At 68.1% G+C, this 26058-nt stretch carries 20 protein-coding genes; 3 read left to right on the forward strand and 17 right to left on the reverse strand.

Annotated elements, in window-relative coordinates:
* Positions 1–41: 41 nt before the first annotated feature.
* Entirely contained in the window at positions 42–2168 is a 2127-nt protein-coding gene (locus FM111_RS14240; protein ID WP_087141584.1) for a M13 family metallopeptidase, read from the reverse strand.
* 423 nt (positions 2169–2591) lie between these two features.
* Between FM111_RS14240 and FM111_RS14245 the strand changes: the two genes are divergently transcribed.
* The gene (locus FM111_RS14245; RefSeq protein ID WP_087141585.1) at positions 2592–3248 is read left to right on the forward strand and encodes a TetR/AcrR family transcriptional regulator; all 657 of its coding nucleotides are present in this window, start codon (positions 2592–2594) and stop codon (positions 3246–3248) included.
* Positions 3249–3408: 160 nt separating this feature from the next.
* The gene (locus FM111_RS14250; protein ID WP_087141586.1) at positions 3409–5850 is read left to right on the forward strand and encodes a membrane-bound PQQ-dependent dehydrogenase, glucose/quinate/shikimate family; all 2442 of its coding nucleotides are present in this window, start codon (positions 3409–3411) and stop codon (positions 5848–5850) included.
* Positions 5851–6021: 171 nt separating this feature from the next.
* Here the strand turns inward: FM111_RS14250 and FM111_RS14255 are convergent, their stop codons facing one another.
* From FM111_RS14255 to FM111_RS14275, 5 genes are all read right to left on the reverse strand, one after another.
* Complete coding sequence (locus FM111_RS14255; RefSeq protein WP_087141587.1) at positions 6022–7284, reverse strand: glutamate-5-semialdehyde dehydrogenase; 1263 nt, start codon at positions 7282–7284, stop codon at positions 6022–6024.
* Positions 7281–8450, reverse strand: a complete 1170-nt coding sequence (gene proB, locus FM111_RS14260) for a glutamate 5-kinase (protein ID WP_087141588.1) — start codon at positions 8448–8450, stop codon at positions 7281–7283. Before proB ends, FM111_RS14255 begins: the two co-directional genes overlap by 4 nt.
* A 188-nt stretch (positions 8451–8638) precedes the next feature.
* On the reverse strand, positions 8639–10078 hold the full coding sequence (locus FM111_RS14265; RefSeq protein WP_087141589.1) for an efflux transporter outer membrane subunit: 1440 nt from the start codon (positions 10076–10078) through the stop codon (positions 8639–8641).
* A 1-nt stretch (position 10079) separates the two neighbouring features.
* Entirely contained in the window at positions 10080–13349 is a 3270-nt protein-coding gene (locus FM111_RS14270; protein ID WP_087141590.1) for an efflux RND transporter permease subunit, read from the reverse strand.
* A 30-nt stretch (positions 13350–13379) separates the two neighbouring features.
* The gene (locus tag FM111_RS14275; protein WP_087141591.1) at positions 13380–14567 is read right to left on the reverse strand and encodes an efflux RND transporter periplasmic adaptor subunit; all 1188 of its coding nucleotides are present in this window, start codon (positions 14565–14567) and stop codon (positions 13380–13382) included.
* Positions 14568–14728: 161 nt separating this feature from the next.
* Here FM111_RS14275 and FM111_RS14280 point away from each other — a divergent pair, with 161 nt between their 5' ends.
* Positions 14729–15322 carry a TetR/AcrR family transcriptional regulator gene (locus FM111_RS14280; protein WP_256968338.1) on the forward strand — a complete coding sequence of 198 codons (594 nt, stop codon included), beginning with the start codon at positions 14729–14731 and terminating at the stop codon, positions 15320–15322.
* 52 nt (positions 15323–15374) lie between these two features.
* On the opposite strand, the gene leuB is transcribed toward FM111_RS14280, so the two are convergent.
* The 11 genes from leuB to FM111_RS16475 all read right to left on the reverse strand — a co-directional run.
* Positions 15375–16481, reverse strand: coding sequence for a 3-isopropylmalate dehydrogenase (gene leuB, locus FM111_RS14285; protein ID WP_087141593.1), 1107 nt, complete (start codon positions 16479–16481; stop codon positions 15375–15377).
* The gene (gene leuD / locus FM111_RS14290) at positions 16478–17083 is read right to left on the reverse strand and encodes a 3-isopropylmalate dehydratase small subunit (RefSeq protein WP_087141594.1); all 606 of its coding nucleotides are present in this window, start codon (positions 17081–17083) and stop codon (positions 16478–16480) included. The genes leuB and leuD overlap by 4 nt, the downstream gene beginning before the upstream one ends.
* The gene (gene leuC / locus FM111_RS14295) at positions 17076–18488 is read right to left on the reverse strand and encodes a 3-isopropylmalate dehydratase large subunit (protein ID WP_087141595.1); all 1413 of its coding nucleotides are present in this window, start codon (positions 18486–18488) and stop codon (positions 17076–17078) included. Before leuC ends, leuD begins: the two co-directional genes overlap by 8 nt.
* Positions 18475–19449 carry a branched-chain amino acid transaminase gene (locus FM111_RS14300; protein WP_087141596.1) on the reverse strand — a complete coding sequence of 325 codons (975 nt, stop codon included), beginning with the start codon at positions 19447–19449 and terminating at the stop codon, positions 18475–18477. Before FM111_RS14300 ends, leuC begins: the two co-directional genes overlap by 14 nt.
* Positions 19433–20701: a 2-isopropylmalate synthase gene (locus tag FM111_RS14305; RefSeq protein ID WP_087141597.1), complete on the reverse strand. Its 1269-nt coding sequence runs from the start codon at positions 20699–20701 to the stop codon at positions 19433–19435. The genes FM111_RS14300 and FM111_RS14305 overlap by 17 nt, the downstream gene beginning before the upstream one ends.
* Positions 20701–20952, reverse strand: coding sequence for an ACT domain-containing protein (locus FM111_RS14310; protein ID WP_087141606.1), 252 nt, complete (start codon positions 20950–20952; stop codon positions 20701–20703). Before FM111_RS14310 ends, FM111_RS14305 begins: the two co-directional genes overlap by 1 nt.
* A 2-nt stretch (positions 20953–20954) precedes the next feature.
* A complete protein-coding gene (ilvG, locus tag FM111_RS14315) occupies positions 20955–22661 on the reverse strand; it encodes an acetolactate synthase 2 catalytic subunit (protein WP_087141598.1) in 1707 nt (568 codons plus the stop codon).
* Positions 22662–22693: 32 nt separating this feature from the next.
* Positions 22694–23707 carry a ketol-acid reductoisomerase gene (gene ilvC, locus FM111_RS14320; RefSeq protein ID WP_087141599.1) on the reverse strand — a complete coding sequence of 338 codons (1014 nt, stop codon included), beginning with the start codon at positions 23705–23707 and terminating at the stop codon, positions 22694–22696.
* 12 nt (positions 23708–23719) lie between these two features.
* On the reverse strand, positions 23720–25462 hold the full coding sequence (gene ilvD / locus FM111_RS14325; RefSeq protein WP_087141600.1) for a dihydroxy-acid dehydratase: 1743 nt from the start codon (positions 25460–25462) through the stop codon (positions 23720–23722).
* A 104-nt stretch (positions 25463–25566) separates the two neighbouring features.
* A complete protein-coding gene (locus tag FM111_RS16420; protein WP_179205118.1) occupies positions 25567–25707 on the reverse strand; it encodes a hypothetical protein in 141 nt (46 codons plus the stop codon).
* Between the two features lie 108 nt (positions 25708–25815).
* A partial coding sequence (locus FM111_RS16475; RefSeq protein ID WP_218779229.1) for a hypothetical protein occupies positions 25816–26058 on the reverse strand: 243 nt, incomplete at its 5' end.

The raw sequence follows: 26058 nt of genomic DNA on the forward strand, positions 1-26058 counted from the left end.
CATCGCCGCTCCGGCCCTCTTCGTTCAGCAGGCGCCGCATCTTACCAGATGCGGACGCGCTCTTCCGGCGTCAGGTAGTATTTGGTTCCCGGCTTGATGCCGAAGGCGTCGTACCAGGCGTCGATGTTGCGGACCGGGCCGATCACGCGGAACTCGGCCGGGCTGTGCGGATCGGTGGCGATCTGGTTGATCAGCGCCTCATGACGGTATTTGGACTGCCACACCTGGGCCCAGCCGTAGAAGAAGCGCTGGTCGCCGGTCGTGCCGTCGATGACCGGGGCGGGCTGGCCATTCAGCGACAGGTGGTAAGCCTCGAGACCGACCGCCGTGCCGGCGGCGTCGCCGATGTTCTCGCCCATGGTCAGGCCGCCCTGGACGGGGTGGCCGGGCACGGGCTCGAAGGCGTCATACTGAGCGCCCAGGCGCTTGGTCAGGCCTTCGAAATTGGCCTTGTCCTGATCGGTCCACCAGTTGCGCAGCACGCCGTCGCCGTCGGACTTGGAGCCCTGGTCGTCGAAGCCGTGGCCGATCTCGTGGCCGATGACGCCGCCGATGCCGCCGTAGTTGACGGCCGGGTCCGCATCCGGGTCGAAGAAGGGCGGCTGCAGGATGGCGGCGGGGAAGACGATCTCGTTATTGGCCGAGTTGTAATAGGCGTTCACCGTCTGCGGGGTCATGCCCCACTCGTCCTTGTCGACCGGCTGGTCCAGGCGCGACAGGCGATAGTTCCACTGGAACTGGCCCATGCGCTGGCTGTTGCCGAACAGGTCGTCGGCCTGGATCTCGAGCGCCGAATAGTCGCGCCACTTGTTCGGATAGCCGATCTTGACGGTGAACTTCCGCAGCTTCTCCTGAGCCGCCGCCTTCGTCTCCGTGCCCATCCAGGTCAGGTTGTCGATCCGGTGCGACAAGGCGGTGCGAAGGTTGGCGACCAGTTCTTCCATCTTGGCCTTGGATTCGGCCGGGAAGTATTCGGCGACATAGAGACGGCCCGCCGCCTCGCCCAGGGCGCCTTCGGCGAAGCTGATGGCGCGCTTCTCACGGCTGCGCTGTTCGGGCTGACCGGCCAGATCGCGCGAGTGGAACGCCCACTGGGCGTCCGAAAAGCGCTGCGACAGCATGGGCGCGGCGTCGTCCGTGGTGTGGAAGGCCTGCCAGGCCTGCAGGGTGGCCACCGGCGTCTCGGCGAAGATGGCGGCCATCTTCGGCATGGCCGTGTTCTGGCGCACGATCACGCGATCGACCGCGCCCAGTCCGGCGGCGTTGAAATAGCCGGCCCAGTCGAAGCCGGGCGCTTCGGCGGCCAGGGTCTGGATCGAATAGGGGTTGTAGGTCTTGTCGCGGTTGCGGTTCTCAATCGGGGTCCAGTGGGCCTCGGCGATCCGGTCTTCCAGGGCGAGGATGGCGGCGGCCGAACCGGCTGGATCGGTCCAGCCGATGTTGGTCAGCGTCTGTTCGATATAGGCCTGATACTTCTGCTTCTTGTCGGCGAAACGAGCGTCCAGATAGTAGTCGCGGTTGGGCATTCCCAGGCCCGACTGGCCGGTGGTCACCGCGTAGCGGGTGGGGTTCTTCTGATCGATGGTGATGCCGGTGCCGAAGAAGGAGCCGCCCGCGCGTCCCTGGGTCTGGCCCATGTAGGCGGCGATCTTCTCATGGCTGTCGGCGGCGCGGATGGCGGCCAGATACGGAGCTAGCGGCTGGGCGTCCAACTGGTCGATGCGAGCCTGGTCGATGAAGGCGCGGTAGGCGTCGGCGATCTTCTGCTCGTCCGAACCGGCGGCCAGATCGGTACGCGCGGCCAGATCTGTCACCAGCTTCTTCATGCGGTTGTCGGACAGTTCGCGCAGCAGGGCGAACGAGCCGTAGGAGGTGCGGTCCGACGGGATGGTCAACTGGTCCAGCGCCGCGCCGTTGGCGTAGCGGAAGAAGCTGTCGCCCGGATCGACCGTGGTGTCGCGACCGGCCAGGTCGAAGCCCCAGGTTCCGTATCGGGGGGCGTCCGTGCCCTGCCAGCCCGAGGCGCCGCCCTGGGCGGCCGGGGTCTGGAACAGTTCGAAGACCGAGCAGGCTTCGTCGATGCAGGCGTGGTCATGACCGTCGTGGGCCAGGGCTGCGGCTGGCGCCAGAAGGGCCGCCGCTGCGACCCCCGCGAACAGTTTCTTCATTCGTCGTTTCCTCATCTCGGACCCTCAAGGGGCGCGCTGCCCAAAGCCTAGAAGCAGGGGGCGATCATGCGGTCTTAAAAAATTTTAATGCGCCGCGCGAGGGCGGACTGAATTCCCTGTTTTGGGCCCTGAGGCGCCCTAATGATGCAGAGAGGAAATAGACTGAGGCATAAAGCCAAGCTTTGAGCCTGTGAGCTTCGCTGACCTTGCGGCATCAGTAGAACTCCGTAGTCATGTTGAACTCCTAAGCGTGGTGCGGCAGAGTTTTATGCCGCCCGTGACCCATTTTGGTCATTGTTCGGTGATGAAAGTTCACCACTTCCTCCTAGGAGCGTTCTCCGCCTTGTTCCAGGTTCGCGTCAGTTCGACGGCGAGCCGCGATGAGGCGAACGCCGCACATAGATGAGTTTAGAGCCGCCGCCGATGCGTGAATCTTCCCAGTCCGCCCCTGCCGTCGCCGAAGCCGAAGTCCAGCCTCGGCTGAACCGCCGCCAGGCCGCCAAGGTGCGCACGCGTCAGAAGGTTCTGGACGCCGCCCGCACCCTCTTCGCCGAGCGCGGCTATGACGCCGCCACCATCCGCGACATCGCCAAGGGCGCAGGCATGTCGACCGGCGCGGTCTTCGCCAACTTCCAGGACAAGGCCGAGCTGTTCGAAGCCGTCTTCTCCGAAGAGATGGAAGGCCTTCTGGTCGATATCCGCACCGCCGCCGCCGAGGGCCGCGTCCTGGACCGCCTGTCGAACGGGCTGACTGCGGGTTATCACCGCTCGCTGGACCATCTGCCGCTGATGCAGGCCATGGTGGCGCGCTCGTGGTTCCAGCCGGAAGACGCCGATCTGCGCTCGCGCGCCTTCGTCCGTCCGCTGGTCGAGGCCGTGGCCGAGATTCTGCAGGCCGGCGTGCGTGAAGGCGAGCTGCGCCAGGATGTGGACCTGCCCATGTTGGCGCGTCTGATCTGGGACGTCTTCATCAACAACTTCCGCTTCGCCGCCTATGACAACTGGGGCATCGAAGAGCTGACGCCGCATATCCGCAAGCAGCTGGAACTGATCCTGTCCAGCCAGCTGGCGCGCCAGTAAGGCCTCAGCCAGAACCGATCGAGGGCCGTACGCCGAACAGGCGTGCGGCCCTTTTTCCATGCCCCGGTCGGACCGGATCCAGCTTTCTTGCGCCCCGATGGAACGGCGGTCTTGCTGACGTGTTGCAGTCCAAGGCCAAGCTGAACGATGGGAGGGTGCCATGTCGTCCATTGAGCGCGGACGGGGCTTCGGCAGCGTCCTTGTCAGGCTTCTCGGGATCGTCATCGCCCTGATCGGGCTGACGCTGACCATCGGCGGAGGCCAACTGATCATGTTGGGCGGGTCCGCCTATTATCTGATCGTCGGTCTGTTGATGATCGTTTCGGGCGGGCTGCTGGCCTTGCTCAAACCGTTGGGCGGCTGGCTCTACATCGCCATCTTCATCGGCACCGTCGTGTGGGCGCTCTGGGAGGTCGGGCTGAACGGCTGGGCCCTGGTCCCGCGCGTGGTGGCGCCGCTGGTGCTGCTGATCGCGGTGGTCCTCAGCTTCCCGGCGCTGAAACGCGACGGGGGCGGCGGCAGGCTGGCCCTGGGCGGTCTGGCGGCCATCGTCGTCTTCGGCCTGGTCGCCGGCGTGGTGGTGGCCCAGGCCAACAAGGCGCGGGTTCTCAGCCCCGTGCCGGGCGCGGCGAGCGGCGGCGTGGGCGATCCGGCGGTGCTGAAGGTCGGCGCCGACTGGCCCGCCTGGGGCGGTTCGGACAGCGCCCAGCGCTATTCGCCGCTGAGCCAGATCAACAAGGACAATGTGAAGGGGCTTCAACGCGCCTGGACCTTCCGCACCGGCGATCTGCCTGACGAGCGCTGGGGCGCCGAGACGACGCCGCTGAAGGTCGGCGACACCCTCTATCTGTGCTCGGCCCGCAACCGGTTGTTCGCGGTGGATGCGGCCACGGGCAAGCAGAAGTGGACCTATGATCCCAAGGTCGCCGACGACCAGATCCCCTATACCGCCGCCTGTCGGGGCGTAGCCTATTACGCCGCGCCGAACGTCGATGCGGCTCAGCCCTGCGCCACGCGCATCATCGAAGGCACGCTGGACGGACGGCTGGTGGCGGTGGACGCCCGCACGGGCGTTCCCTGTGCGGGTTTCGGGACCAACGGTTCGGTCAGCATCAAGCACGGCATGGGCGACCCCTATCCCGGCATGGTTTCGATCACCTCGGCGCCGGTCATCGTGCGCGGGGTGGTGGTGACTGGCCATCAGGTGCTGGACGGCCAGAAGCGGTGGAACGCGTCCGGCGTGATCCAGGGCTTCGACGCCGTGACGGGCCAACTGCGCTTCGCCTGGGACATGATGCGGCCGGACATCACCACCCTGCCGCCCGAAGGCGAGACCTATACGCCGGGCACGCCGAACATGTGGACGACGGCCACGGCGGATGAGGCGCTGGGTCTGGTCTTCCTGCCGATGGGCAACTCGGCGGCGGACTATTATTCCGGCCTGCGTCGTCCGGCCGAGAACGAATACGCCACCTCCCTGGTCGCGCTGGACGTGACCACCGGCAAGCCGCGCTGGCATTTCCAGACGGTGCGCAAGGACGTCTGGGACTATGACCTGGGCTCGCAGGCGACCCTGGTCGACATGCCGATCAACGGGACCATGGTTCCGGCGGTGATCCTGCCATCCAAGCAGGGCGACCTCTATATTCTGGATCGCCGCACCGGCCTGCCGCTGCACAAGGTCGAGGAGCGCCGCGTGCCGCAGGGCGGCGTCGAGCCTTCGCAGCGCAGCCCGACCCAGCCCTTCTCCCTGTTCCACACTCTGAGGAAGGCCGACCTGACTGAACGCGACATGTGGGGCATGTCTCCGATTGACCAGATGGTCTGCCGCATCCAGTTCCATCAGGCGGCCTATGACGGCTATTTCACGCCGCCGACGTCGGATCGGCACTGGATCCAGTATCCGGGCTACAACGGCGGATCGGACTGGGGCGGGGTGGCGGTCGATCCGGCGCGCGGCGTGATCGTCGCCAACTACAACGACATGCCCAACCACAACCGCCTGGTGCCCCGCGCCGAGGCTGATCGTCTGGGCTGGTTCTCGCGCGACGACCCCCGTTACATCGAACGCGAGAAGGAGGCGGCGAACCGCGGCGGCAACCTGTCGAAGTCCAAGGCCGAGGGCGCGGGCGACCCGCAGATGGGCGTGCCCTACGCCATCGACGTCAATGCGGGTTGGCGGGTCAAGTTCACCGGCCTGCTGTGCAAACAGCCGCCCTATGGCGGGATGCGCGCCATCGACCTGAAGAGCGGCCGCACCCTGTGGGATCGTCCGTTCGGCACGGCGCGCAAGAACGGACCGTTCGGCATTCCGTCGATGCTGCCGCTGGAGATCGGCACGCCGAACAACGGCGGTTCGGCGGTGACGGCGGGCGGGTTGATCTTCATCGCCGCGGCGACGGACGACCTGATCCGCGCCATCGACATCGAGACCGGCAAGACGGTGTGGTCGGATGTCCTTCCGGCGGGCGGCCAGGCCAATCCGATGATCTATGAGCAGAACGGCCGCCAGTACCTGGTCATCATGGCCGGCGGGCATCACTTCATGGAGACGCCGCGCGGGGACTATGTGATCGCTTATGCATTGCCCGAGAAGATGTAGGGCGCGACGCCTCTCCCTCCCCGTCCCGGGGAGGGTGGTCGCGTAGCGACCGGGTGGGGAGGACCAGGTGATTAAGGCGCGGCGTTTGATTTGCCTTGCCGCCCCCACCCGGCTTCGGCTGCGCCTCTGCCACCCTCTCCGAGACGGGGAGGGAGAGGCGGGGCGTTTGTCTCAGGGCCGCGTCTGGCCTTCGCCGCGCACCACATATTTGTAGGTGGTCAGTTGCTCCGCTCCGACCGGCCCGCGCGCATGCAGCTTGGACGTCGAGATGCCGATCTCTCCGCCGAAACCGAACTCGCCGCCGTCGGCGAACTGGGTCGAGGCGTTGATCAGGACGATGGCGCTGTCGACGCCCTCAGCGAAGCGTTCGGCGGCCTTTTCGTCGGTGGTGACGATGGCCTCGGTGTGGCCCGAGCCGTAAGCGCGGATGTGCGCGACCGCGCCGTCCACGCCGTCCACCACGCGCACCGACAGAACGGGAGCCAGGTATTCGGTGGCCCAGTCGGCCTCGACCGCTTCGCCCATGCCGGGGACCAGGGCGCGGGCTTCGGCGTCGCCGCGCAGTTCGCATCCGGCGTTGATCAGATCAGCGGCGACGGCGGGCAGAAGACGCGCGGCCGCCGCGCGGTCGATCAGCAGGGTCTCGGTGGCGCCGCAGACCGAGACGCGGCGCATCTTGGCGTTCAGGGTCACGCGGCGGGCGACGTCCAGATCGGCGGCGCCGTCCAGATAGGTGTGGCACAGACCCTCAAGGTGACCCAGTACGGGCGCCTTGGCCTCGGCCTGAACGCGGGCGACCAGGCTCTTGCCGCCGCGCGGGATGATCAGGTCGACGGCGCCGTCGAGGCCCGACAGGATGGCGCCGACGGCCTCGCGATCCGGCACGGGAACCAGTTGGACGGCGTCGGCGGGCAGGCCCGCTTCAGCCACGGCGCGGACGACGACGACGGCGATGGCGCGCGACGAATCCAGACAGTCCGAACCGCAACGAAGGATCGCCGCATTGCCGGATCGGATGCACAGGGCGGCGGCGTCGGCGGTGACGTTGGGGCGGCTTTCATAGATGACGGCCAGCACGCCGATGGGGGTGCGGACGCGGGCGATGTCCAGGCCGTTGGCCGGGGTCCAGCGGGCCATTTCACCGCCTACCGGGTCGGGCTGGGCGGCGATGGTTTCGACCGCGACGGCCATGCCCTCGACGCGGGCGGGGGTCAGGGCCAGGCGGTCGATCAGGGCCTCGGACAGGCCGCCGTCGCGGGCGCGGCTTACGTCGCGGGCGTTGGCGGACAGGATGGCGGCCTCAGCCGCGCGCAGGCCCTTGGCGAGCCGGTGAAGCGCCTCGGTCCGGGCGTCCGGCGTGGTGGCGCGAAGGGCGTCGGCGGCGGCGTGGGCGCGGCAGCCCATGTCCAGCATGGCGGCGTCGAGGTCGCTCATCGGTCCTCCAGAACCAGATCGTCGCGGTGGATGACGACCGAGGGGCCGCGATAGCCCAGCAGGCTTTCGATCGCGTCCGAATGGCGGCCGCGGATCAGGACGATCTCGTCGGCGGCGTAGGCGGCCAGTCCGACGCCGATGCGCGCCCCGTCAGGGCCGGTCAGGCGCACGCTGTCGCCCTTGCCGAAGTCGCCGCTGACGGCGACGACGCCGGAGGGCAGCAGGCTCTTTCCGGCATGGAGGGCGGCGACGGCCCCCGCATCCAGCGTCAGGGCGCCGCCGGGCGCCACGCTGCCCGCGATCCACTGCTTCCATGCGGCCATGGGGGTGGCGGGGGCCAGGATCAGGCTGGCGCGGGCGCCTTGCTGAACGGCCTTCAGCGGATGGTCGGTCAGGCCCGAGGCGATGACGGTGGCGCATCCGGCCGAGGCGGCGATCTGGGCCGCCGCCAGCTTGGTCGCCATGCCGCCGGTGCCGACGCCCGCCTGCGTATTGGCGCCGGTGGCCATGGCCAGAACATCCGGCGTCAACCGCTCGATCAGCGGCAGATGGCGGGCGTTCGGATCGCGGCGTGGGTCGGCGGTATAGAGCCCGTCCACATCGGATAGCAGGATCAGCAGGTCGGCCCGGCCGAGTTGGGCCGCCCGCGCGGCCAGGCGGTCATTGTCTCCGTAGCGGATCTCTTCGGTGGCGACGGTGTCGTTTTCATTGACCACGGGAATGACGCCAAGGCCCAGCAGGGCCTCAAGCGTGGCCCGGCCGTTCAACCAGCGGCGGCGCCGTTCGGTGTCGTCGCGCGTCAGAAGCACCTGGCCCGCCATCAGGCCGTGCGGCGCCAGGGCTTCCTCCCAGGCGTGCATCAGCAGGGACTGGCCCACGGCGGCGGCGGCCTGCTTGTCCTGAAGGCGGCGGGTCGAGAGGTTGAGCCGCCCGCGCCCGAGGGCGACGGCGCCGGAGGAGACCACGATCACGTCGCGCCCTTGGCCGCGCAGGTCGGCGATGTCGGCGGCTAGGCCGGCCAGCCAATCGGCGGCGACGGCGCGTTGCGCGGCGTCGAACAGCAGGGACGAGCCGATCTTGACCACCAGCCGGCGCGCCTCGGCCAGTGCGGCGGCGGGCGAGGCGGCGGCCTCAAGGGCTTCAGGAAGGGATGCGGAGGAGGTCACTCAACCTCCCTATCGCAAGATCGTCGCCTAAGCCAAGCTGTTAGCGATGATTGTTCAGAAAAGCGCTTTTGCAATGCGATTGAATGAAGAAAATTCTGTTTCCGTGCGAATTCGACAGAGAAACCGCCAAAGAAAACGCCCGGCGGGCGAACCAGCCGGGCGTCTCAGTTTCAGCTTGGGGCTGAAGGTCAGGCTTCGGGATCGGGAGCCTGTTCCCAACCACCCGCCAGGGCCTTGAACAGGCCGATCTGGTAGGTGGTGACCTGGGCTTCCGAGGCGGCCAGGGCGGCGTCGGCGCCGGCCAGGGTGCGCTCGGAATCGAGCACCGTCAGGAAGCTGTCGGCGCCGGCGTCGAAGCGCAGGCGCGACAGGCGCGCCGCGGTGGCCGCCTGATCCCGCGCGGTGCGCAGGGCCGTGCGGCGGTCCAGTTCGTTGGCGTAGGCGCTGAGCGCCGTCTCGGTTTCCTGCAGCGCCGTCAGCACGGTCTGGTCGAAGGTCGCCAGGGCCGCGTCCGACTGGGCGTCCGCCTGCTTGATCCGCGCCCGAGCCGCCCAGACGTTGGGGAAGGACCAGGAGATCAGCGGGCCGACGCTGAAGCGGAAGTTGGCGTCCTCGCCCAGATCCGAGGCGTCGAGCGCCGTCGATCCCAGCGATCCGCCCAGGCGGATGCTGGGATAGAGGTTGGCGGTGGCGACGTTGACGCGGGCGGCGGCGGCCGACAGGCGCGCCTCCGCCTGACGCACATCGGGACGACGGGCCAGCAGGGCCGCGCCGTCGCCGACCGGGATCGGCTGCGACAGCTGGGGCGGGCCCTGGCAGGCGCGCGCCGCTTCGCTGGCTTCGGCCGGCGTGCGGCCGGTCAGAGTGGCCAGGCGGAACAGGGCGCCGTCGCGCGACGCCCGCAGGGGCGGCAGGCTGGCGCGGGTCTGTTCCAGGGCGGCGCGAGCGCGGGCCACGTCCAGGCCGTTGCCGGCGCCCCCGTCCAGCAGACGCTGGGTCAGGTCGACGGTCTTGGCTTGCAGGTCGATGGTCCGTTCGGCCACGGCGATCTGGGCGTTGGCCGAGCAGGTGTCGGCGTAGGCCCGGGCCGTTTCTGCCGCGACCGTCACCCGCACGACCTCCAGGGCGGCGGCGGCGGCGGCCACGTCGCCCCGCGCGGCGCGGATGGAGGACTCCACCCGGCCGAACAGGTCGATCTCATAGGAGACGTCCAGGCCGACGTCATAGGTGTCGACCTCCGGCAGCTTGGCGCCGCCGGCGGTGGGCACGGTGTCGGTCGAGGCCCGGCTGCGGTTGTAGGCGGCCGAGGTGGTGGTGGTCGGGAACCGGCCCGAACGGGCTTCGGACAGCGAAGCCCGGACGGCGCGCAGATTGGCCGCGGCCGCCTCCAGCTCGTTGTTCTCGGTCAGGGCCTGCTGGATCAGACCGTCGAGGGTCGGGTCCTGATACAGCCGCCACCAGTCGTCGCGGGCCGCCTCGGTCGAAACCGAGGCGGATTGCGAGCCGACGAAGGCGCCCTGGCCTTCGGCCGGGAGGGTGGGGAGCGGCGCCTTGGGGCCCACCGCGCAGGCGGCGAGCAGGGCGGCCGACCCCGCGGCGGTCAGTAGAGTGCGGAGTTTGCCGTTCATTTTACGCATCTCCCTGGCGCGGAGCGGCGGGAGCCGGTTCCGGGCCGTCGGGGTCAAAGGGGTCGTGCGGGGTGGAGCCGAAGCTGGTTGGAAGCTCGCGCTCCTTGCCCGGCGCCTTGGGCAGCTTGCCCGCCATCCAGCGACAGATGACGTAGAAGACCGGGGTGAAGATCAGACCGAAGAAGGTCACCCCCAGCATCCCATAGACCACCGCGATGCCCAGGGCGTTCTGCATCTCCGAGCCGGGGCCCGTGGCGATGGCCAGGGGCAGCACGCCGAAGATGAAGGCGAACGAGGTCATCAGGATGGGGCGCAGACGCTGGCGCGCGGCCTGGACGGCGGCGTCCCAACGGTTCAGGCCCTCTTCGTCCTCGGCCTGCTTGGCGAACTCCACGATCAGGATGGCGTTCTTGGCCGCCAGGGCGATCAGGACCACCAGGCCGACCTGGGTCAGGATGTTGTTGTCCAGACCATGCAGGTTCACCCCGAGAATGGCCGCGAGGATACACATCGGCACGATCATGATGACCGCCAGCGGCAGGGTGAAGGCCTCATATTGAGCGGCCAGAACCAGGAAGACGAACACCACCGCCATGATGAAGATGATGGTCGCGCCGCCCGCCGCCTGCTTCTCCTGCAGGGCGATTTCGGTCCACTCGTAGCTGAAGCCTTCCGGCAGCGTCTTGGCCGCCAGCTCTTCCATCGTGGCGATGGCGTCGCCGGTGGACACGCCCGGCGCCGCTTCACCCTGCAGTTCCGAAGCCGGGAACAGGTTGTAGCGGACCACGCGGGCCGGGCCGGAATCGTCGGCCAGGGTCGCCACCGAACCGATCGGCACCATCCCGCCCGAGGCCGAACGGACCTTCAGGTTGGCGATGTCGGCCAGCTCGTCGCGATAGGCGGGCTCGGCCTGGGCGGTCACACGGAAGGTGCGGCCCAGGAAGTTGAAGTCGTTGACGTAGGTCGAGCCGAGGTAGGTGCCCAGGGTGTTGAACACGGTCGAGGGCTGGACCCCCATCAACAGGGCCTTGTCGCGATCGACGTCGGCGGCGATGCGCGGCGAGCCGGTGTTGTAGAGGCTGAACACCTGCTGCACCTGCTCCGGCGCCTGAGCGGCCGCGCCCATCATGGCGAAGGTCGCGCCTTCCAGGGCCTGGAAGCCGGCGCCGGAACGGTCCTGGATCATCATCTTGAAGCCCGAGCCGGTGCCCATGCCCTGAACGGGCGGGGGCGACAGCATGAAGATGCTGGCTTCCTCGATGACGCCGGTCGCTCCGCTGAGCGCGCCGGCCAGAGCCGAAGCTTCCAGTTCGGGCGTGGTGCGCTCGTCATAGTCCTTCAGCTTGATGAACATGGTCGCGGCGTTGGACGACAGCGAGAAGCTGGAGCCGTCCAGACCGGCGAAGGCGGTGACCTCCTGAACGCCGTCGGCCTTCTGGACGATCTCGACAGCCTTGTTCATGGCGGCCTTGGTGCGTTCCAGCGAGGCGCCCGGCGGAAGCTGGACGACGCCGATCAGCACGCCCTGGTCCTGAGCCGGAATGAAGCCGGTCGGGGTGTCGGCCATGCGCCAGCCCGTCAGCGCCAGAAGGGCGGCGTAGATGACGAGCATGATGGTGACCATGCGGATCAGCTTGGCCGTCAGGCGGCCGTAGCGGTCCGAGACCCAGTCGAAGCCTTCGTTGAACTTGGCTCCGGCCCAGCCGACGTAATAGGTGACCGTGCCCAGCAGGCCCGGTTTGCGGTGATGGTCGTGGTCCTTGTGCGGCTTGAGCAGCAGGGCGGCCAGAGCCGGGGACAGAGTCAGCGACACCAGCAGCGAGATCAGCGTCGCCGAGGCGATGGTGACGGCGAACTGGCGGAAGAAGATGCCGGGGATGCCGGGCACGAAGGCGGTCGGCACGAACACCGAGGTCAGCACCAGGGAGATGGCGATCAGGGCGCCCGACACTTCCTGCATCGAGCGATAGGCCGCTTCCTTGGGCGTCAGGCCCTCGCGGATATAGCGCTCGACGTTCTCGACCACGATGATGGCGTCGTCGACGACGATGCCGACGGCCAGAACCAGAGCGAACAGCGACAGGGAGTTGATCGAATAGCCCAGGGCCAACTGCACCGCGAAGGTGCCGACCAGGGCCACCGGGATGGCGATGATCGGGATGATGGCCGCGCGCCAGGTCTGCAGGAAGACCAGGATGACGATCATCACCAGGAAGACGGCCTCGACCAGCACGTGCTCCACGGCCGAGACCGAGGCGGCGACGTATTCCGTCGGGTTATAGGGGATGGCGTATTTCACGCCGGGCGGGAAGCCGGCCTTGATGGCGTCCAGCTCGGCGATGACGGCCTCGGCGGTCGACAGGGCGTTCGAGCCGGGCTGCTGGATGACGGCGATGCCGACGCCGCGCTGGCCGTTGAAGTAGCCTTCGACGCCGTAGATTTCCGAGCCGAGCTCGATGCGGGCGATGTCGCTGACGCGGGTCACGCGCCCTTGAGCGTCGGTCTTGAGCACGACCTTGCCGAACTCTTCCGGGGCCGACAGACGGCCCTCGACCTGAACCGGCAGCTCGAAGGCGGCGGCGTTGGTCGGGAAGGGGGGCTGGCCGATCGAACCGCCGGCGGCCTGGACGTTCTGGGCCTGCAGGGCGGCGACGATCTCGGGCGCGGTCAGGTCGCGTGCGGCCGCCTTGGCCGGATCGATCCAGATGCGCATCGAGTAGTTGCCGCCGCCGAAGACCTGAATGCCGCCGACGCCGTCGATCCGCAGCAGGCGGTCGCGGATCGTCGACTGGGCCATGTTGCCCAGATAGTCGCTGTCGATGCCGGGGTCGTCGGACGTCAGCGAGGCCAGCATCAGGAAGCCCGAGGACTCCTTGTTGACGACCACGCCGACCTGACGGACCTGCGCCGGAAGGCGCGGCTCGGCCAGAGCGACCCGATTCTGGACCAGCACCTGGGCGGTGTCGAGGTCAGTGCCGGGCTGGAAGGTCACGGTCACGGAGACCCGGCCGTCCGAGGTGGACGACGAGGTCATGTAGAGCATGTTCTCGACGCCGTTGATCTCCTGCTCCAGCGGCGCGGCGACCGTTTCGGAGAGGGTTTCAGCCGAGGCGCCGGCGTAGGAGGCGGTCACGCTGATCGTCGGCGGCGCGATGTCGGGATACTGCGCCAGCGGCAGCATCGGCATGGCGAAGGCGCCGATCAGGGTGATGAAGACCGAGATCACGATCGCGAAGATCGGTCGGTCGATGAAGAAGCGGGATATGTTCATGAATCAGGTTCCGGCTCGTGAGCCCCCTCCTCAGCCGGCGCTGGCGACGAAGGTGGCGGACGAAGCGACCGGCGCCGTGGTCACGGGCGCGTCGGTCTTGGTTTGCTCGGCCTTGATGGTTCCGTTCTGGGCGGTGACCTTCTGGCCCGGACGGGCGCGCTGAAGGCCGTTGATGATGACGCGGTCGTCCGGCGTCAGGCCCGTGCGCACGACGCGCAGACCGTTGGCCAAGGGGCCCAGCTGGACCGGCTTGGCGCCGACCGTGCCGTCCTTGGCGACGACATAGACCACCTTGCGCGGGCCGTCGGTAACGACGGCGGAATCCGGCACCAACATGGCCGCATAGCCGCCCGAGCCCGCCAGTTGGGCGTGGCCGAACATGCCGGGCTTCAGGAAGCCGTCGGCGTTCTGCACCACGGCGCGCAGGCGGATGGTGCCCGAGGAGGCGTCGATGGCGTTGTCGGTGAAGTCCAGCGTGCCGGTGCGGTCATAGCTGGTCTCGTCCTGCAGGCGGATGCGGATCGGGGCCGAACCGTTGCGGGCGTCGCGCTGATACTTCAGCGCCAGGGCTTCGGAGCCGTCGAAGACGAAGTAGATCGGCGAGGACGAGACGATGGTCGTCAGCACGTCGCCGGCCGACGATCCGCCGCCGATCAGGTTGCCCGGATCGACCCGGCGGTCGGACACGCGGCCCGAGATCGGGGCGGTGACGCGGGTGAACTCGACGTCCAGCTGACGGGCGCGGATGGCGGCGTTGGCGGCGGCCACGGCGGCTTCGGCGGTCTGGACCGCGCCGCGCTTGGAATCGACCTCGGCCTGGGACACGGCCTGCGAGGCCAGCAGGCCTTCGGCGCGGGTCAGCTCGGTGCGGGCCAGCGTCAGTTGCGCCTGACCCTGGGCCAGTTGGGCGCGAGCCGAGGCCAGGGCGGCCTGGGCCGGACGCGGATCCAGGGTGAACAGGGGTTGGCCCTGGCGCACGAAGTCGCCGTCCTTGAAGTGAACCGACTGGATGTAGCCGCCGACACGCGCACGCACGTCAACCGAACGGGGCGCCTCGAAGCGGCCCGTGAATTCGTCCCAGTCGACGACCTGTTGCGACAGGGGCGCCGCCACCGTGACGGGCGGCGCGCCCTGGGCGGGCGCTTCCTGTCCCTTGGAACAGCCATAGAGGGCGGCCGCCATCAAAGCGGACGCGGCCGCGATCTTAACCGTGCGCATCGGCGCAATCTCCTTGGGAGTAACGTGATCTGAGAGACTGTCGCTCTTTGGGGAGGATGCGTCCAGTCAACACCGGCTGACTTAAAGACGACGAAAGCCGCGCTTGTCAACGCCTGATGACAAGGCCATATAGCGCGTAAGGTTTATTGGAGTGCGACCAATTGGTCCTGTGCGACGTCCCCCGCCCGCGTAACGCCAACGCCACCCGCCAGGCTATTCTGGAGGCGGCGCGTGAACGCTTTTGCGCGGAAAGCTATGATGATGTGGGCATGCGCGACGTGGCGCGCGACGTCGGCGTCGATGCGGCGTTGATCAGCCGTTACTTCGGTTCGAAGGAAGACCTGTTCGTGGCGGTCATGGACAGCTGCAAGAACGGTCGCGACCTGATGGAGGGCTCGCGAGAGGACTTCGGCGAGCGTTTGGCTCGCGAGATCGTGTATGGCGACATGACGCCGTGCGATGCGGACGCGGGCGGGGCGCGGATGCGCGGTCTGCTGATCCTGCTCCGGTCCGTCGGCTCGGCCAAGGCGATGGACGTGGTCCAGCGCACCTCGAACAACCGCTTTTTCGAACCCTTGACCCAATGGATCGGCGGAGAGGACGCGCCCGTGCGCGCCCGTCTTGCGGCGGGCCTGATCATGGGCATGGCGATCGGGCGCGAGTTGTCTGACGGTTATTCGAATCTGGACGACGTCCAGAAGGCGTCGCTGGCCAAACGCATGGCGCGCGCTCTCCAGGGGCTGATCGACGGATAATTGGAAAGAGGCGGACCAGAGCCCGCCTCTTCAATTCTGTCCTGTCTGAGCCTTAGGCCCAGTGCATCGGCACATGGCGCGCCGCCGCCCAGTGGATGGCGCGGATGGCGTCGACGATCGCGCGCGTCGCCGCAACCGTACCCAGCGGCCCGCCCAGGTCGGCGGTGACGGCGCCCGAGGCCAGGACGGCTGCGACGGCGGCCTCGATGGAATCCGCCTCGTCCTCCAGCTCGAAGCTGTGGCGCAGCATCATGGCTGCCGACAGCACCATGCCGACCGGGTTGGCTAGATCCTGCCCGGCGATGTCCGGCGCCGAGCCGTGAATGGGCTCGAACAGGCCGGGGCCGTCGGCGCCCAGCGACGCCGAGGGCAGCAGGCCGATGGAGCCGCCCAGCACCGAAATCTCGTCCGACAGGATGTCGCCGAACATGTTCTCGGTCAGGATGACGTCATACTCGCGCGGTTTGCGGATCAGGTGCATGGCCATGGAGTCGACCAGGGCGTGCTCCAGGGTGATCTGCGGATATTCCTCGGCATGGATGCGGGTGACGACCTCGCGCCACAGGCGACTGGTCTCCATGACGTTGGCCTTGTCGACCGACGTCACCTTGCCGCGGCGCTGTTCGGCGGCCTGGAAGGCGGCGCGGGCGACGCGCTCGATCTCCTCGACTGTATAGACGCACAGGTCGGAGGCCTGGGTCTCGGTGCGAGTGCGCTCGCCGAAATAGACGCCGCTGGTCAGCTCGCGGAAGACGATCAGGTCGACGCCCTCGACGATCTCCTTCTTCAGCGGCGAGCGGTGGGCCAGCACCGGCGAGACCTGCAGCGGGCGCAGGTTGGCGTACAGGCCCATGGCCTTGCGGATCGCCAGCAGACCCTGTTCAGGACGGACCGGCGCGCCGTCCCACTTGGGCCCGCCGACGGCTCCCAGCAGCACGGCGTCGGAGGCCAGGCAGGCGGCTTTGGTCATCTCGGGCAGGGCTTCGCCGGTCGCGTCGATGGCGGCGCCGCCGATCAGGTGTTCGGTGAAGTCGAACTTGTGGCCGTAGATGTCGCCGATGCAGGTCAGCACCCGCTGGGCGGCCAGGGCCACTTCGGGGCCGACGCCGTCGCCAGGCAGGACGACGATGTTGAAGGTGCGCGGGGCGGGAGCGGTCATCGTGCGGTCTCCGGTTGGGGGGCGTCGTTTCTCAGGCGTTCGAAGGTGGCGACGTAGGGCAGTTTCGACTGAAGCCAGCCGAGGGCGTCGACCCCGTCCAGCAGGCACTGGCGGGCGAAGGCCTCGACCTTGAACGGCACGGCCGGGGCGTTGCCGCGCCGGATCTCATTGGCGTCCAGATCGATGGTCACCGGCTGTTCGGGATGGGCGGCCAGATCGTCCCAGACGGCTTGATCGACGACGATGGGCAGGAAGCCGTTCTTCAGGGCGTTGGAGGTGAAGATGTCGGCTATCTCGGTCGAGATCACCGCCCGGAAACCGTAGTCCAGCAAGGCCCACGGCGCGTGTTCGCGCGACGAGCCGCAGGCGAAGTTCGGCCCGGCCAGCAGGATGCGCTGTTCGGTCGGATCGATGCGGTTCAGCACGGCCTCGGGTTTGGGCGAGCCGTCGGCCTCATAGCGCCAGTCGTGGAAGGCGTGGGCGCCCAGACCCTCGCGCGTCGTGGTGGTCAGGAAGCGCGCGGGGATGATCTGGTCAGTGTCGATGTTGGCCTGACTCAGCGTCAGGGTCTTCGACGTCAGGGTTCTGAAAGCCTCAGACATGGGCGGCCTCCGACAGATAGACGCGCGGATCGGTCAGCACCCCGGCCACGGCGCTGGCGGCGGCGGTGGCGGGGCTGGCCAGGATGGTGCGGGCGCCCTTGCCCTGACGGCCCTCGAAATTGCGGTTGGAGGTCGAGACGGCCAGTTGGCCGGGCGCGACGAAGTCCCCGTTCATGGCGATGCACATGGAGCAGCCGGGGATGCGCCATTCGGCCCCCGCCTCGGTGAAGACCCGGTCCAGACCTTCGGCCTCGGCGTCGCGGCGGACGGCTTCCGAGCCGGGCACGACCAGCATCCGCACGCCCGGCTGGACCTTGCGGCCACGCAGGACGTCGGCGGCGGCGCGCAGGTCGGGCAGGCGGCCGTTGGTGCAGCTGCCGATGAAGACCACGTCGACCTTGTGGCCGGTGGTCGCCTCGCCGGCGGTGAAGCCCATGTAGTCGATGGCCTTCTGGTCCGAGGCCGAGCGCGGCTGCGGCACGGGCGCGCCGACCGGGGCGCCTGCATCGGGGGTGGTGCCCCAGGTGGCCATCGGGCGGATGGCGGCGCCGTCCAGCACGACCTCCTTGTCGAAGACGGCGCCGGGGTCGGTGGCCAGGCTCAGCCAGTCGGCGGCGGTGACTTCATAGTCGGCGGGGACATGGCGACGGCCGCGCAGCCAGTCCACGGTGGTCTGGTCGGGCGCGATCATGCCGGCGCGGGCGCCCGCCTCGATGGACATATTGCACAGGGTCATGCGCCCTTCCATGTCCAGAGAACGCACGGCCTCGCCCGCATATTCGATGACGAAGCCGGTGCCGCCGCCGAAGCCGATGGCGGCGATGACGGCCAGCGCCACGTCCTTGCCGGAGACGCCGGGACGCAGTCGCCCGTCGACCGTCACCCGCATGGCCTTGGCCCTACGCTGCAACAGGCACTGGGTCGCCAGCACATGGCCGACTTCCGAGGTGCCGATGCCGAAGGCCAGCGCACCGAAAGCGCCGTGGGTGGCGGTGTGGCTGTCGCCGCAGACGACGGTCATGCCCGGCTGGGTCAGGCCCAGTTCCGGCCCCATGACGTGAACCACGCCGCGCTGATCCGAGCCCCAGCCCGCCAGTTCGACGCCGTGACGGGCGCAGTTGGCCTCCAGCGTCTCGACCTGACGGCGCGCCTGTTCGGTGACATAGGGGCGCTGACCATCCGGCCCGGCGGGCAGGGTGGGGGTCGAGTGGTCCAGGGTGGCGAAGGTGCGGTCAGGACGGCGGACCTTCAGCCCGCGCGCCTCGATTTCGGAGAAGGCCTGGGGCGAGGTGACTTCGTGGACCAGATGCAGGTCCACATACATGACGCCCGGAGTCTCGGCGGTTTCCGGCACGACGACGTGCCGGTCCCAGACCTTTTGATACAGGGTTTTAGGCTGGCTCATGCGCGCGCTCCTTGGCCGGGGCGGCGTTTTCGGCCTCGCCGATGGGCTCCAGCCAGCCGAAGCGGTCGGGCGTCGTGCTGTCGAACAGGCCGCGGAAGGCTTTGTTGACCGCCTTGGTCACCGGGCCGGGGCCGCCTGCGCGGGTCATGATGCCGTCGATGGAGCGGACGGGCGTGATCTCGGCCGCCGTGCCGGTCATGAAGACCTCGTCGGCGACATAGAGGGCTTCGCGCGGCAGCACCTGTTCGCGCGCCTCATAGCCCAGGCCGCGCGCCAGCTTCATCACGCTGTCGCGGGTGATGCCCTGCAGGATGGAGGCGGCGGCGGGCGGGGTCATCAGCACCCCGTCCTTGACGATGAACAGGTTCTCGCCCGCGCCCTCGGACAGCAGGCCGTCGGCGCCCAGCGCAATGCCTTCGCCGAAGCCGCGCACGCGGGCCTCACGCCCGATCAGATAGGAGGACAGATAGTTGCCGCCCGCCTTGGCGCCCGCCGGGACCGTGTTCGGCGCCACGCGGTTCCAGCTGGAGATGCAGGCGTCGACGCCCTTTTCCAGCGCCTCTTCGCCCAGATAGGCGCCCCAGGCGAAGGCCGAGATCATCACATCGCTGCGGATCGCTTCGGCCGAGGGACTGACGCCCATGCCGCACTCGCCCAGGAAGGCCAGCGGCCGCAGGTAGGCCGAGCGCAGACCCTCGGCCCGCACCACGTCCTTGCAGGCCTGGATCAGCTCGTCCTCATTATAAGGCATGGGGAAGTGGTAGATGCGCGCGCTGTCGAACAGGCGGCGGATATGGTCGGTCAGGCGGAAGCCGCACGGGCCGTTCGGCGTGTCATAGACGCGGATGCCCTCGAACACCGAGGTGCCGTAGTGCAGGGCGTGGCTCATGACGTGAACCGTGGCCTTTTCCCACGCGATCAGTTCGCCGTTGATCCAGATGTTCTTAGCCAGCGGTTGCATAGGTCTTGTCCATTTGTGCGGAGGCGCCCCCATTCAGGGTTTTGGCTGTCACAGCCGCGATGATGGCGGTCAGCTCCGCGTCATTGATTTCGCCGATCTGGTCGGCGCGTTGCTTGAAGCCGGCGAAGACGTCGGCCAGGCGCTGGCCTTCCAGCACATGGCCCAAAGCCTCGGCCCGCTTGCCGACCGCGTGGCGGCCGGAATGCTTGCCCAGCACGAAGTAGCTGCCCTCGAAACCGACGTCCTCGGGACGCATGATCTCGTAGGTGCGGGCGTCGGCCATCATGCCGTGCTGGTGGATCCCGGCCTCGTGGGCGAAGGCGTTCAGGCCGACGATCGCCTTGTTGCGGGCGATCACCGTCTCGGTCACTTCGCGCAGGGTTTCGGAAGCGCGCACCAGACAGCGGCTCTCGGCCCCGGTCGTCACCCCATAGCGGTCCGCGCGGGTGCGCAGCGCCATGATGACTTCCTCGATCGAGGCGTTGCCCGCCCGCTCGCCGATGCCGTTGATCGCCCCCTCGATCTGACGCGCCCCGCCCTCGACCGCGGCCAGGGAGTTGGCGACCGCCAGGCCCAGGTCGTTGTGGCAGTGCGAGGAGAAGATCACGTCCGCATGGCGCGGGCGGATGATCCCGTCCAGATAGGCGAAGCGCTGGCGCGCCTCTTCCGGCGTGGCGTAGCCGACGGTGTCGGGCACGTTCAGCGTCTGGGCGCCTGCGTCGGCGGCGGCGGTCAGGGCCTCGGCCAGGAACTCCGGCTCGGTGCGGAAGGCGTCCTCGGCCGAGAACTCCACGTCGTCGAACATCGAGGCGGCGTATTCCACCGTGCGCGAGATGGTGGCCAGCACCTCGTTGGTGCTCATCCGCAGCTTGGCCGAGCGGTGGATCGGGCTGGTGGCCAGGAAGACGTGGCAGCGGCGGTGCGATTTCGGCGCGGGCGACAGGGCGCGGAACGAGGCGTCGATATCCTTCTCGTTGGCGCGTGACAGCGAGGCGAAGACCGGGCCCTCGATCTCGCCCGCCACGCGGCGGATGCATTCCTCGTCGCCCGGCGAGGCGGCGGCGAAGCCGGCCTCGATCACGTCCACGCCCAGGTCGCGCAGGACATGGGCCATCTTCAGCTTGGCCTGGGCCGACATGGAGAAGCCGGGCGCCTGTTCGCCGTCGCGCAGGGTGGTGTCGAAGATGATGACGCGGTTCGGGTCGGACGCCGCGATTTCGGCGGTTCTGGATACTCGTTCTACTCGGGACATTACGCGGCCTCGGACTGGAAGGTTTGGGCCTGGATGCGCGCGACGCCGAACAGGCGGTCGATCTGGCGGCCCAGGTTGTCGATGGAGCGGGCGGCGTCGCGCCCGCGAACGGTCAGGGCGATGCGGCGCATCGCGCCTTCATCAGCCATGTTGAGGCCGTCGATGTGGAAGCCGCGGCGCTCCACCAGGCCGATAAGACGCTGAAGCGAGCCGTCGGCCCGGTCGATCTGGATGTGAATGGTGTCGCTCATGATCATGCGCCTTCCATCATTTCAGCGTTGCTCTTGCCCGGCGGCACCAGCGGCCAGACGTTTTCCTTGGGGTCGATGACGACGTGGGCCAGACAGGCGCCCTTGGCGGCCAGCAGGCGGGCCAGACCGGCCTCGACCTGATCGCGGCGATCAATGCGGAAGGCCTCGACGCCGAAGGCCTCGGCCACCTTCACGAAGTCCGGATTGTCGGACAGGTCGATCTCGGAATAGTTCTCCGAGAAGAACAGCTCCTGCCACTGGCGCACCAGACCCAGCGATGAGTTGTCCAGCAGGACGATCTTGAGCGGCACGCCGTAGCGGCGCAGGGTGGCCAGTTCCTGGACGTTCATCATGAAGCCGCCGTCGCCGGCGATGGTGACGACGATGGCGTCCGGATCGGCCATCTGGGCGCCCAGACCGGCGGGCAGGCCGAAGCCCATGGCCCCCAGCCCGCCCGAGGTGATGTGGGCTTCAGGCCGGGCGAAGCGGCAGTGCTGGGCGGCCCACATCTGATGCTGGCCGACGTCGCAGGCGGCGACGAAGCGGTCACCCGCCATCTCTGACAACTGCTTCAGCAGGGCAGGGGCGTAGACGCCTTCGCCCGGCGCGTCATAGCGGGCGGCGTGGCGCTCGGCCGCCGAGGCGCAGCGGATGACCCACGGATCGATCGCCAGAGGAGCGGCCGCCAGACGTTCAGTCAGGGCCTCGATGGCCGGGCGGATCTCGCCGCCGACGGCGACGTGGGTCTCGCGCAGCTTGCCGATCTCGGAAGCGTCGATGTCGAAGTGGACGACGCGGGCGTGGGGGGCGAACTCGGCCAGCTTGCCGGTGGCGCGGTCGTCGAAGCGGGCGCCCATGACGATCAGCAGGTCGGACGCCTGAACCGCCTCATTGGCCGCGCGCGTTCCGTGCATCCCCAGCATCCCCAGGAAGCCGGGCGCGTCAGTGGGCACCGTGCCCAGGGCGTTCAGGGTGGCGACGGCGGGAATGCCGCTGGTCTCAGCCAAGGCGCGCAGGGCCTCGGTCGCGCGACCGATCTTCACCCCGCCGCCGATGTAGATCAGCGGGCGCTCAGACGTGCGGATGAAGCGCTCGGCCTCGGCGATGGCGTCGGGGTCGGCCTCAGTCGTCTCATTGGGAATGTTGAAGCCGAACGGGGCGACGGTTTCGGCGAACTGGACGTCCTTGGGCAGGTCGACCAGCACCGGGCCGGGGCGGCCCGATGCGGCGATGTGGAAGGCCTGTTCGATGGCGGCCGGAATCTCGGCCGCGTCACGGACCAGGATGGAGTGTTTCACGATCGGCAGGGTGACGCCCAGGATGTCGATCTCCTGAAAGGCGTCGGTGCCCATGACCCCTTGGGGGACATTGCCGGTGATGCAGACCATCGGCGCCGAATCCATCATGGCGTTGGCGATGCCGGTGATCAGATTGGTGGCGCCGGGGCCCGAGGTCGCCATGCAGACACCGACCCGGCCGCTCAGGCGCGCATAGGCGTCGGCGGCGAAGGCGGCGGCCTGTTCGTGACGGACCAGGATGTGCTTCAGCGACGAGCCGGTCAGGGCGTCGTAGATCGGCATGATGGCGCCGCCGGGGTAGCCGAACACCACCTCTACGCCCATCCGCTCCAGGCTGGAGACAAGCAGGCGCGCGCCGGTCATGACGGCCGGGGCGGGGGGTGTTTTCAGGGCGGGCGCGGCGGCGCTCATCGGATCAGTCTCTCTTTAATATATATAGAGGTTCAGGCGGCGGCCTGTTTGGCCGTCTGCAGCCAGGCCATGCGGTCGCGCAGACGGGCGCCGACCTGTTCGATCTGGCTGGCGCGGTCCTCGGTCAGCAGGGCCTCGTATTTCGGCTTGCCCGCCTCGTTTTCGGCGATCCATTCACGCGCAAACTGGCCGCTCTGGATCTCGTCCAGAATGGTCTTCATGCGGGCGCGGGTTTCATCGGTGATGACGCGCGGGCCACTGGCGACAGCGCCCCATTTGGCCGTTTCCGAGATGAAGTGGTGCATCTTGGAGATGCCGCCTTCGTAGAACAGGTCCACGATCAGCTTCAGCTCGTGCAGGCATTCGAAATAGGCGATCTCGGGCTGGTAGCCGGCCTCGACCAGGGTGTTGAAGCCCTGGATGACCAGTTCCTTGGCGCCGCCACACAGGACGGCCTGTTCGCCGAACAGGTCGGTCTCGGTCTCTTCGCGGAACGAGGTCTCAAGCAGGCCGCCGGTCGCCCCGCCGATGCCCTTGGCATAGCCCATGGCGCGGTCGCGCGCCTTGCCGGTCGCGTCCTTCTCGATGGCGAACAGGGAGGGGACGCCCCGACCACGCGCGAACTCGCGACGGACCAGATCGCCCGGACCCTTGGGCGCCACCAGAATGACGTCCATGTCTTCGCGCGGCGTGATGCGGTCGTAGATGATGGAGAAGCCGTGGGCGAACAGCAGGGCGGAGCCCGGCTTGGCGTTCGGCTCGATGATGTCGCGATAGATCTCGTTCTGGATCATGTCGGGCGTCAGGATGGCGATGATGTCGGCGCCCTTGACCGCTTCGGCGGGCTCGGCCGTGGCCAGACCGTCTTCGGTCGCGTGCTTCCAGCCCGTGCCGCCGTGGCGGACGCCGACGATCACGTCGTGGCCCGAATCCTTCAGGTTCTGGGCGTGGGCGCGGCCCTGCGAGCCATAGCCGATGACGGCGATGCGTTGCCCGGCGATGGCGCCCGGCTTGATGTCTTCATTGGTGTAGATGGTGATGGCCATGGGAGGACGTCCTCAAGAAGCAGCGGTTTCGGTGGAGCGGGCGGCCAGATCGGCGGGGACCTGGGCCGGCGGCGGATTGGGAATGGTCACGGCCCCTTGCGAGGCGGAGGCGACGGCGGCGCGGTATTTCGCGAAAACGCCTTGCGCCGGACGGACACGGTTGGGGGCGAAATCCGCCCGGCGCGCCTCCAGATCGACGAGCACATCGATCCGGCGGTTGGTGACGTCGATGACGATCGGATCGCCATCGCGAATGAGGGCTATGGGGCCGCCGACCGCCGCTTCGGGCGAGACGTGGCCGGCGACGAAGCCGTAGCTGGCGCCTGAGAAGCGGCCGTCGGTCAGCAGGGCGACGTTCTCGACCTTGCGGCCCTTCAGGGCGGCGGTGACCTGCAGCATCTCGCGCATACCGGGGCCGCCCTTGGGGCCTTCGTAGCGGATGATGATGACGTCGCCTTCGCCGACCGAACCGTCCTGAACCGCGTGAAAGGCGTCTTCCTCGCAGTCGAACACGGCGGCGGGGCCTTCAAAGCGATCGACCTTGTGGCCGGTCAGCTTGATGACGGCGCCTTCGGGGGCGACATCGCCATAGATGACGGCGTAGGAGCCGCGCGCCATGACGGGGGCGTCCATGCTGGTGACGACCTGCTGGCCGGGCTGCTCCTCGGCGTCGCCGGCTTCGGCGAACAGGCTGCGGCCCGAGACGGTGGGGACGTTGGCGATCTTGCCCGCCTCGGCCAGACGCTGGGCGACCAGACGCGTGCCGCCCGCCGCATACAGGTGCGAGGCCAGGAAACGGCCGCCGGGCTTCAGGTCGCAGATGACCGGCGCCTCGACGCAGGCCTGGTGACAGTCCTCGACGCCGAAGTCGACGCCCGCCTCGGCCGCGATGGCGGTCAGGTGCATGACGGCGTTGGTCGATCCGCCCGAGGCCGAGACGGCGATGGCCGCATTCTTCAGGCTGGCCTTGGTGATGTATTTGCGGGCGGTGTCCCCGGCGAAAACGCGCTCGACGATCAGGCGGCCGCAGCGTTCGCCCTCTGCGCCCTTGGCGGGATCGACGGCGGGCACGTCATTGGCGCCCATGGGGCTGACGCCCATCATCGACAGGGCCATGGCCATGGTGTTGGCGGTGAACTGGCCGCCGCAGGCGCCGGCCCCGGGACAGACCGCGCTCTCGACGGCCTTCAGGCCCGCATCATCCAGCGAACCGGCGGCATGAGCGCCGATGGCCTCAAAGACTTCTTGGACCGAGACTTCCTTCGTGCAGATGACGCCGGGCAGGATGGTGCCGCCGTAATAGACCAGGCCGGGGATATCCATGCGGGCCAGGGCCATGGCTGCGGCGGGAATCGTCTTGTCGCAGCCGACGATGCAGACGACGCCGTCCAACTGATGCCCCTCGATGGCCAGTTCGATGGAATCGGCGACGACTTCACGGCTGATCAGCGAGGCCTTCATCCCCGCCGTGCCCATGGAGATGCCGTCAGTGACGACGATGGTGTTGAAATCGACCGGCCAACCGCCCGCCGCGATGATCCCGGCGCGCACGTCCTTGGCCAGACGGTCCAGGTGCATGTTGCAGGGCGTGACGGTCGACCAGGTGTTGACGATGCCGATCATCGGCTTGTTGAAATCGGCGTCCTGCATCCCCGCAGCGCGCAGATAGGACCGCGCCGCAGCCCGGTTCGGGCCCTGAGTCACAGCTGCAGAGCGGCTGTTGGGTTGTTTCGTGCTGTCAGAAGGCGTCGTCATTGTGATTTTGGAACTTCTTGCCTGTCGGTGATGGGCTGGGCACAAGAAAAACCCCGCGTCCGGAGCCGGAGCGGGGTGAATGGGCGAAACTGGCTGGGTTCAGGTCAGGTCGCAGGCATCCACACCGCTTGGCTAAGCGGAATGAGAATTACCGAGAGAAGGAGTACGCCCAGCGACAGCACGCGCAGATCGGCCGCCGCTTGCGTGGGGCTCAGGATCGCAGCGATGGCGGCGCGGTGGGACAAGGAGAGACCTTTCGAACTGCCGCTCTTATGCCTCGCTTGATGTTGCGGCGCAACCGTGGGGCCGAGAAATGTGGAAGAAAGCACCCTGTGGAGCCGTATTGGGGATGTTCAAGCGACAGAATTCGCCCATTCGCCATTCTTATGGGGTGAAAATTTCGCTCTTCCGGCGCTTGTGGTCGAGCAAACAAAACCGCGCGCATACGCGAGGGGCGCCGCAAGTGGGGCGCGGCTGACTCGGGTTCGTTGAGATTCTTGGACTTTTTGTGAAAAGGCGCTTGCCAGTTCGAAGAGCGCCTCGTATATCGCCGCCTCGCTCGGAGACGGGCTGGCCCGGCGGGCTTCGGAGACAGT

Source organism: Brevundimonas diminuta 3F5N (genome assembly GCF_900163625.1).
Lineage (GTDB): Bacteria > Pseudomonadota > Alphaproteobacteria > Caulobacterales > Caulobacteraceae > Brevundimonas > Brevundimonas diminuta_A.

Coding starts and splice junctions, on each gene's coding strand:
- FM111_RS14240 (WP_087141584.1), bottom strand. CDS start 2,168: ATGAAGAAACTGTTCGCGGGGGTCGCAGCGGCGGCCCTTCTGGCGCCA.
- FM111_RS14245 (WP_087141585.1), top strand. CDS start 2,592: ATGCGTGAATCTTCCCAGTCCGCCCCTGCCGTCGCCGAAGCCGAAGTC.
- FM111_RS14250 (WP_087141586.1), top strand. CDS start 3,409: ATGTCGTCCATTGAGCGCGGACGGGGCTTCGGCAGCGTCCTTGTCAGG.
- FM111_RS14255 (WP_087141587.1), bottom strand. CDS start 7,284: ATGAGCGACCTCGACGCCGCCATGCTGGACATGGGCTGCCGCGCCCAC.
- FM111_RS14265 (WP_087141589.1), bottom strand. CDS start 10,078: ATGAACGGCAAACTCCGCACTCTACTGACCGCCGCGGGGTCGGCCGCC.
- FM111_RS14270 (WP_087141590.1), bottom strand. CDS start 13,349: ATGAACATATCCCGCTTCTTCATCGACCGACCGATCTTCGCGATCGTG.
- FM111_RS14275 (WP_087141591.1), bottom strand. CDS start 14,567: ATGCGCACGGTTAAGATCGCGGCCGCGTCCGCTTTGATGGCGGCCGCC.
- leuB (WP_087141593.1), bottom strand. CDS start 16,481: ATGACCGCTCCCGCCCCGCGCACCTTCAACATCGTCGTCCTGCCTGGC.
- leuD (WP_087141594.1), bottom strand. CDS start 17,083: ATGTCTGAGGCTTTCAGAACCCTGACGTCGAAGACCCTGACGCTGAGT.
- leuC (WP_087141595.1), bottom strand. CDS start 18,488: ATGAGCCAGCCTAAAACCCTGTATCAAAAGGTCTGGGACCGGCACGTC.
- FM111_RS14300 (WP_087141596.1), bottom strand. CDS start 19,449: ATGCAACCGCTGGCTAAGAACATCTGGATCAACGGCGAACTGATCGCG.
- FM111_RS14305 (WP_087141597.1), bottom strand. CDS start 20,701: ATGTCCCGAGTAGAACGAGTATCCAGAACCGCCGAAATCGCGGCGTCC.
- FM111_RS14310 (WP_087141606.1), bottom strand. CDS start 20,952: ATGAGCGACACCATTCACATCCAGATCGACCGGGCCGACGGCTCGCTT.
- ilvG (WP_087141598.1), bottom strand. CDS start 22,661: ATGAGCGCCGCCGCGCCCGCCCTGAAAACACCCCCCGCCCCGGCCGTC.
- ilvC (WP_087141599.1), bottom strand. CDS start 23,707: ATGGCCATCACCATCTACACCAATGAAGACATCAAGCCGGGCGCCATC.
- ilvD (WP_087141600.1), bottom strand. CDS start 25,462: ATGACGACGCCTTCTGACAGCACGAAACAACCCAACAGCCGCTCTGCA.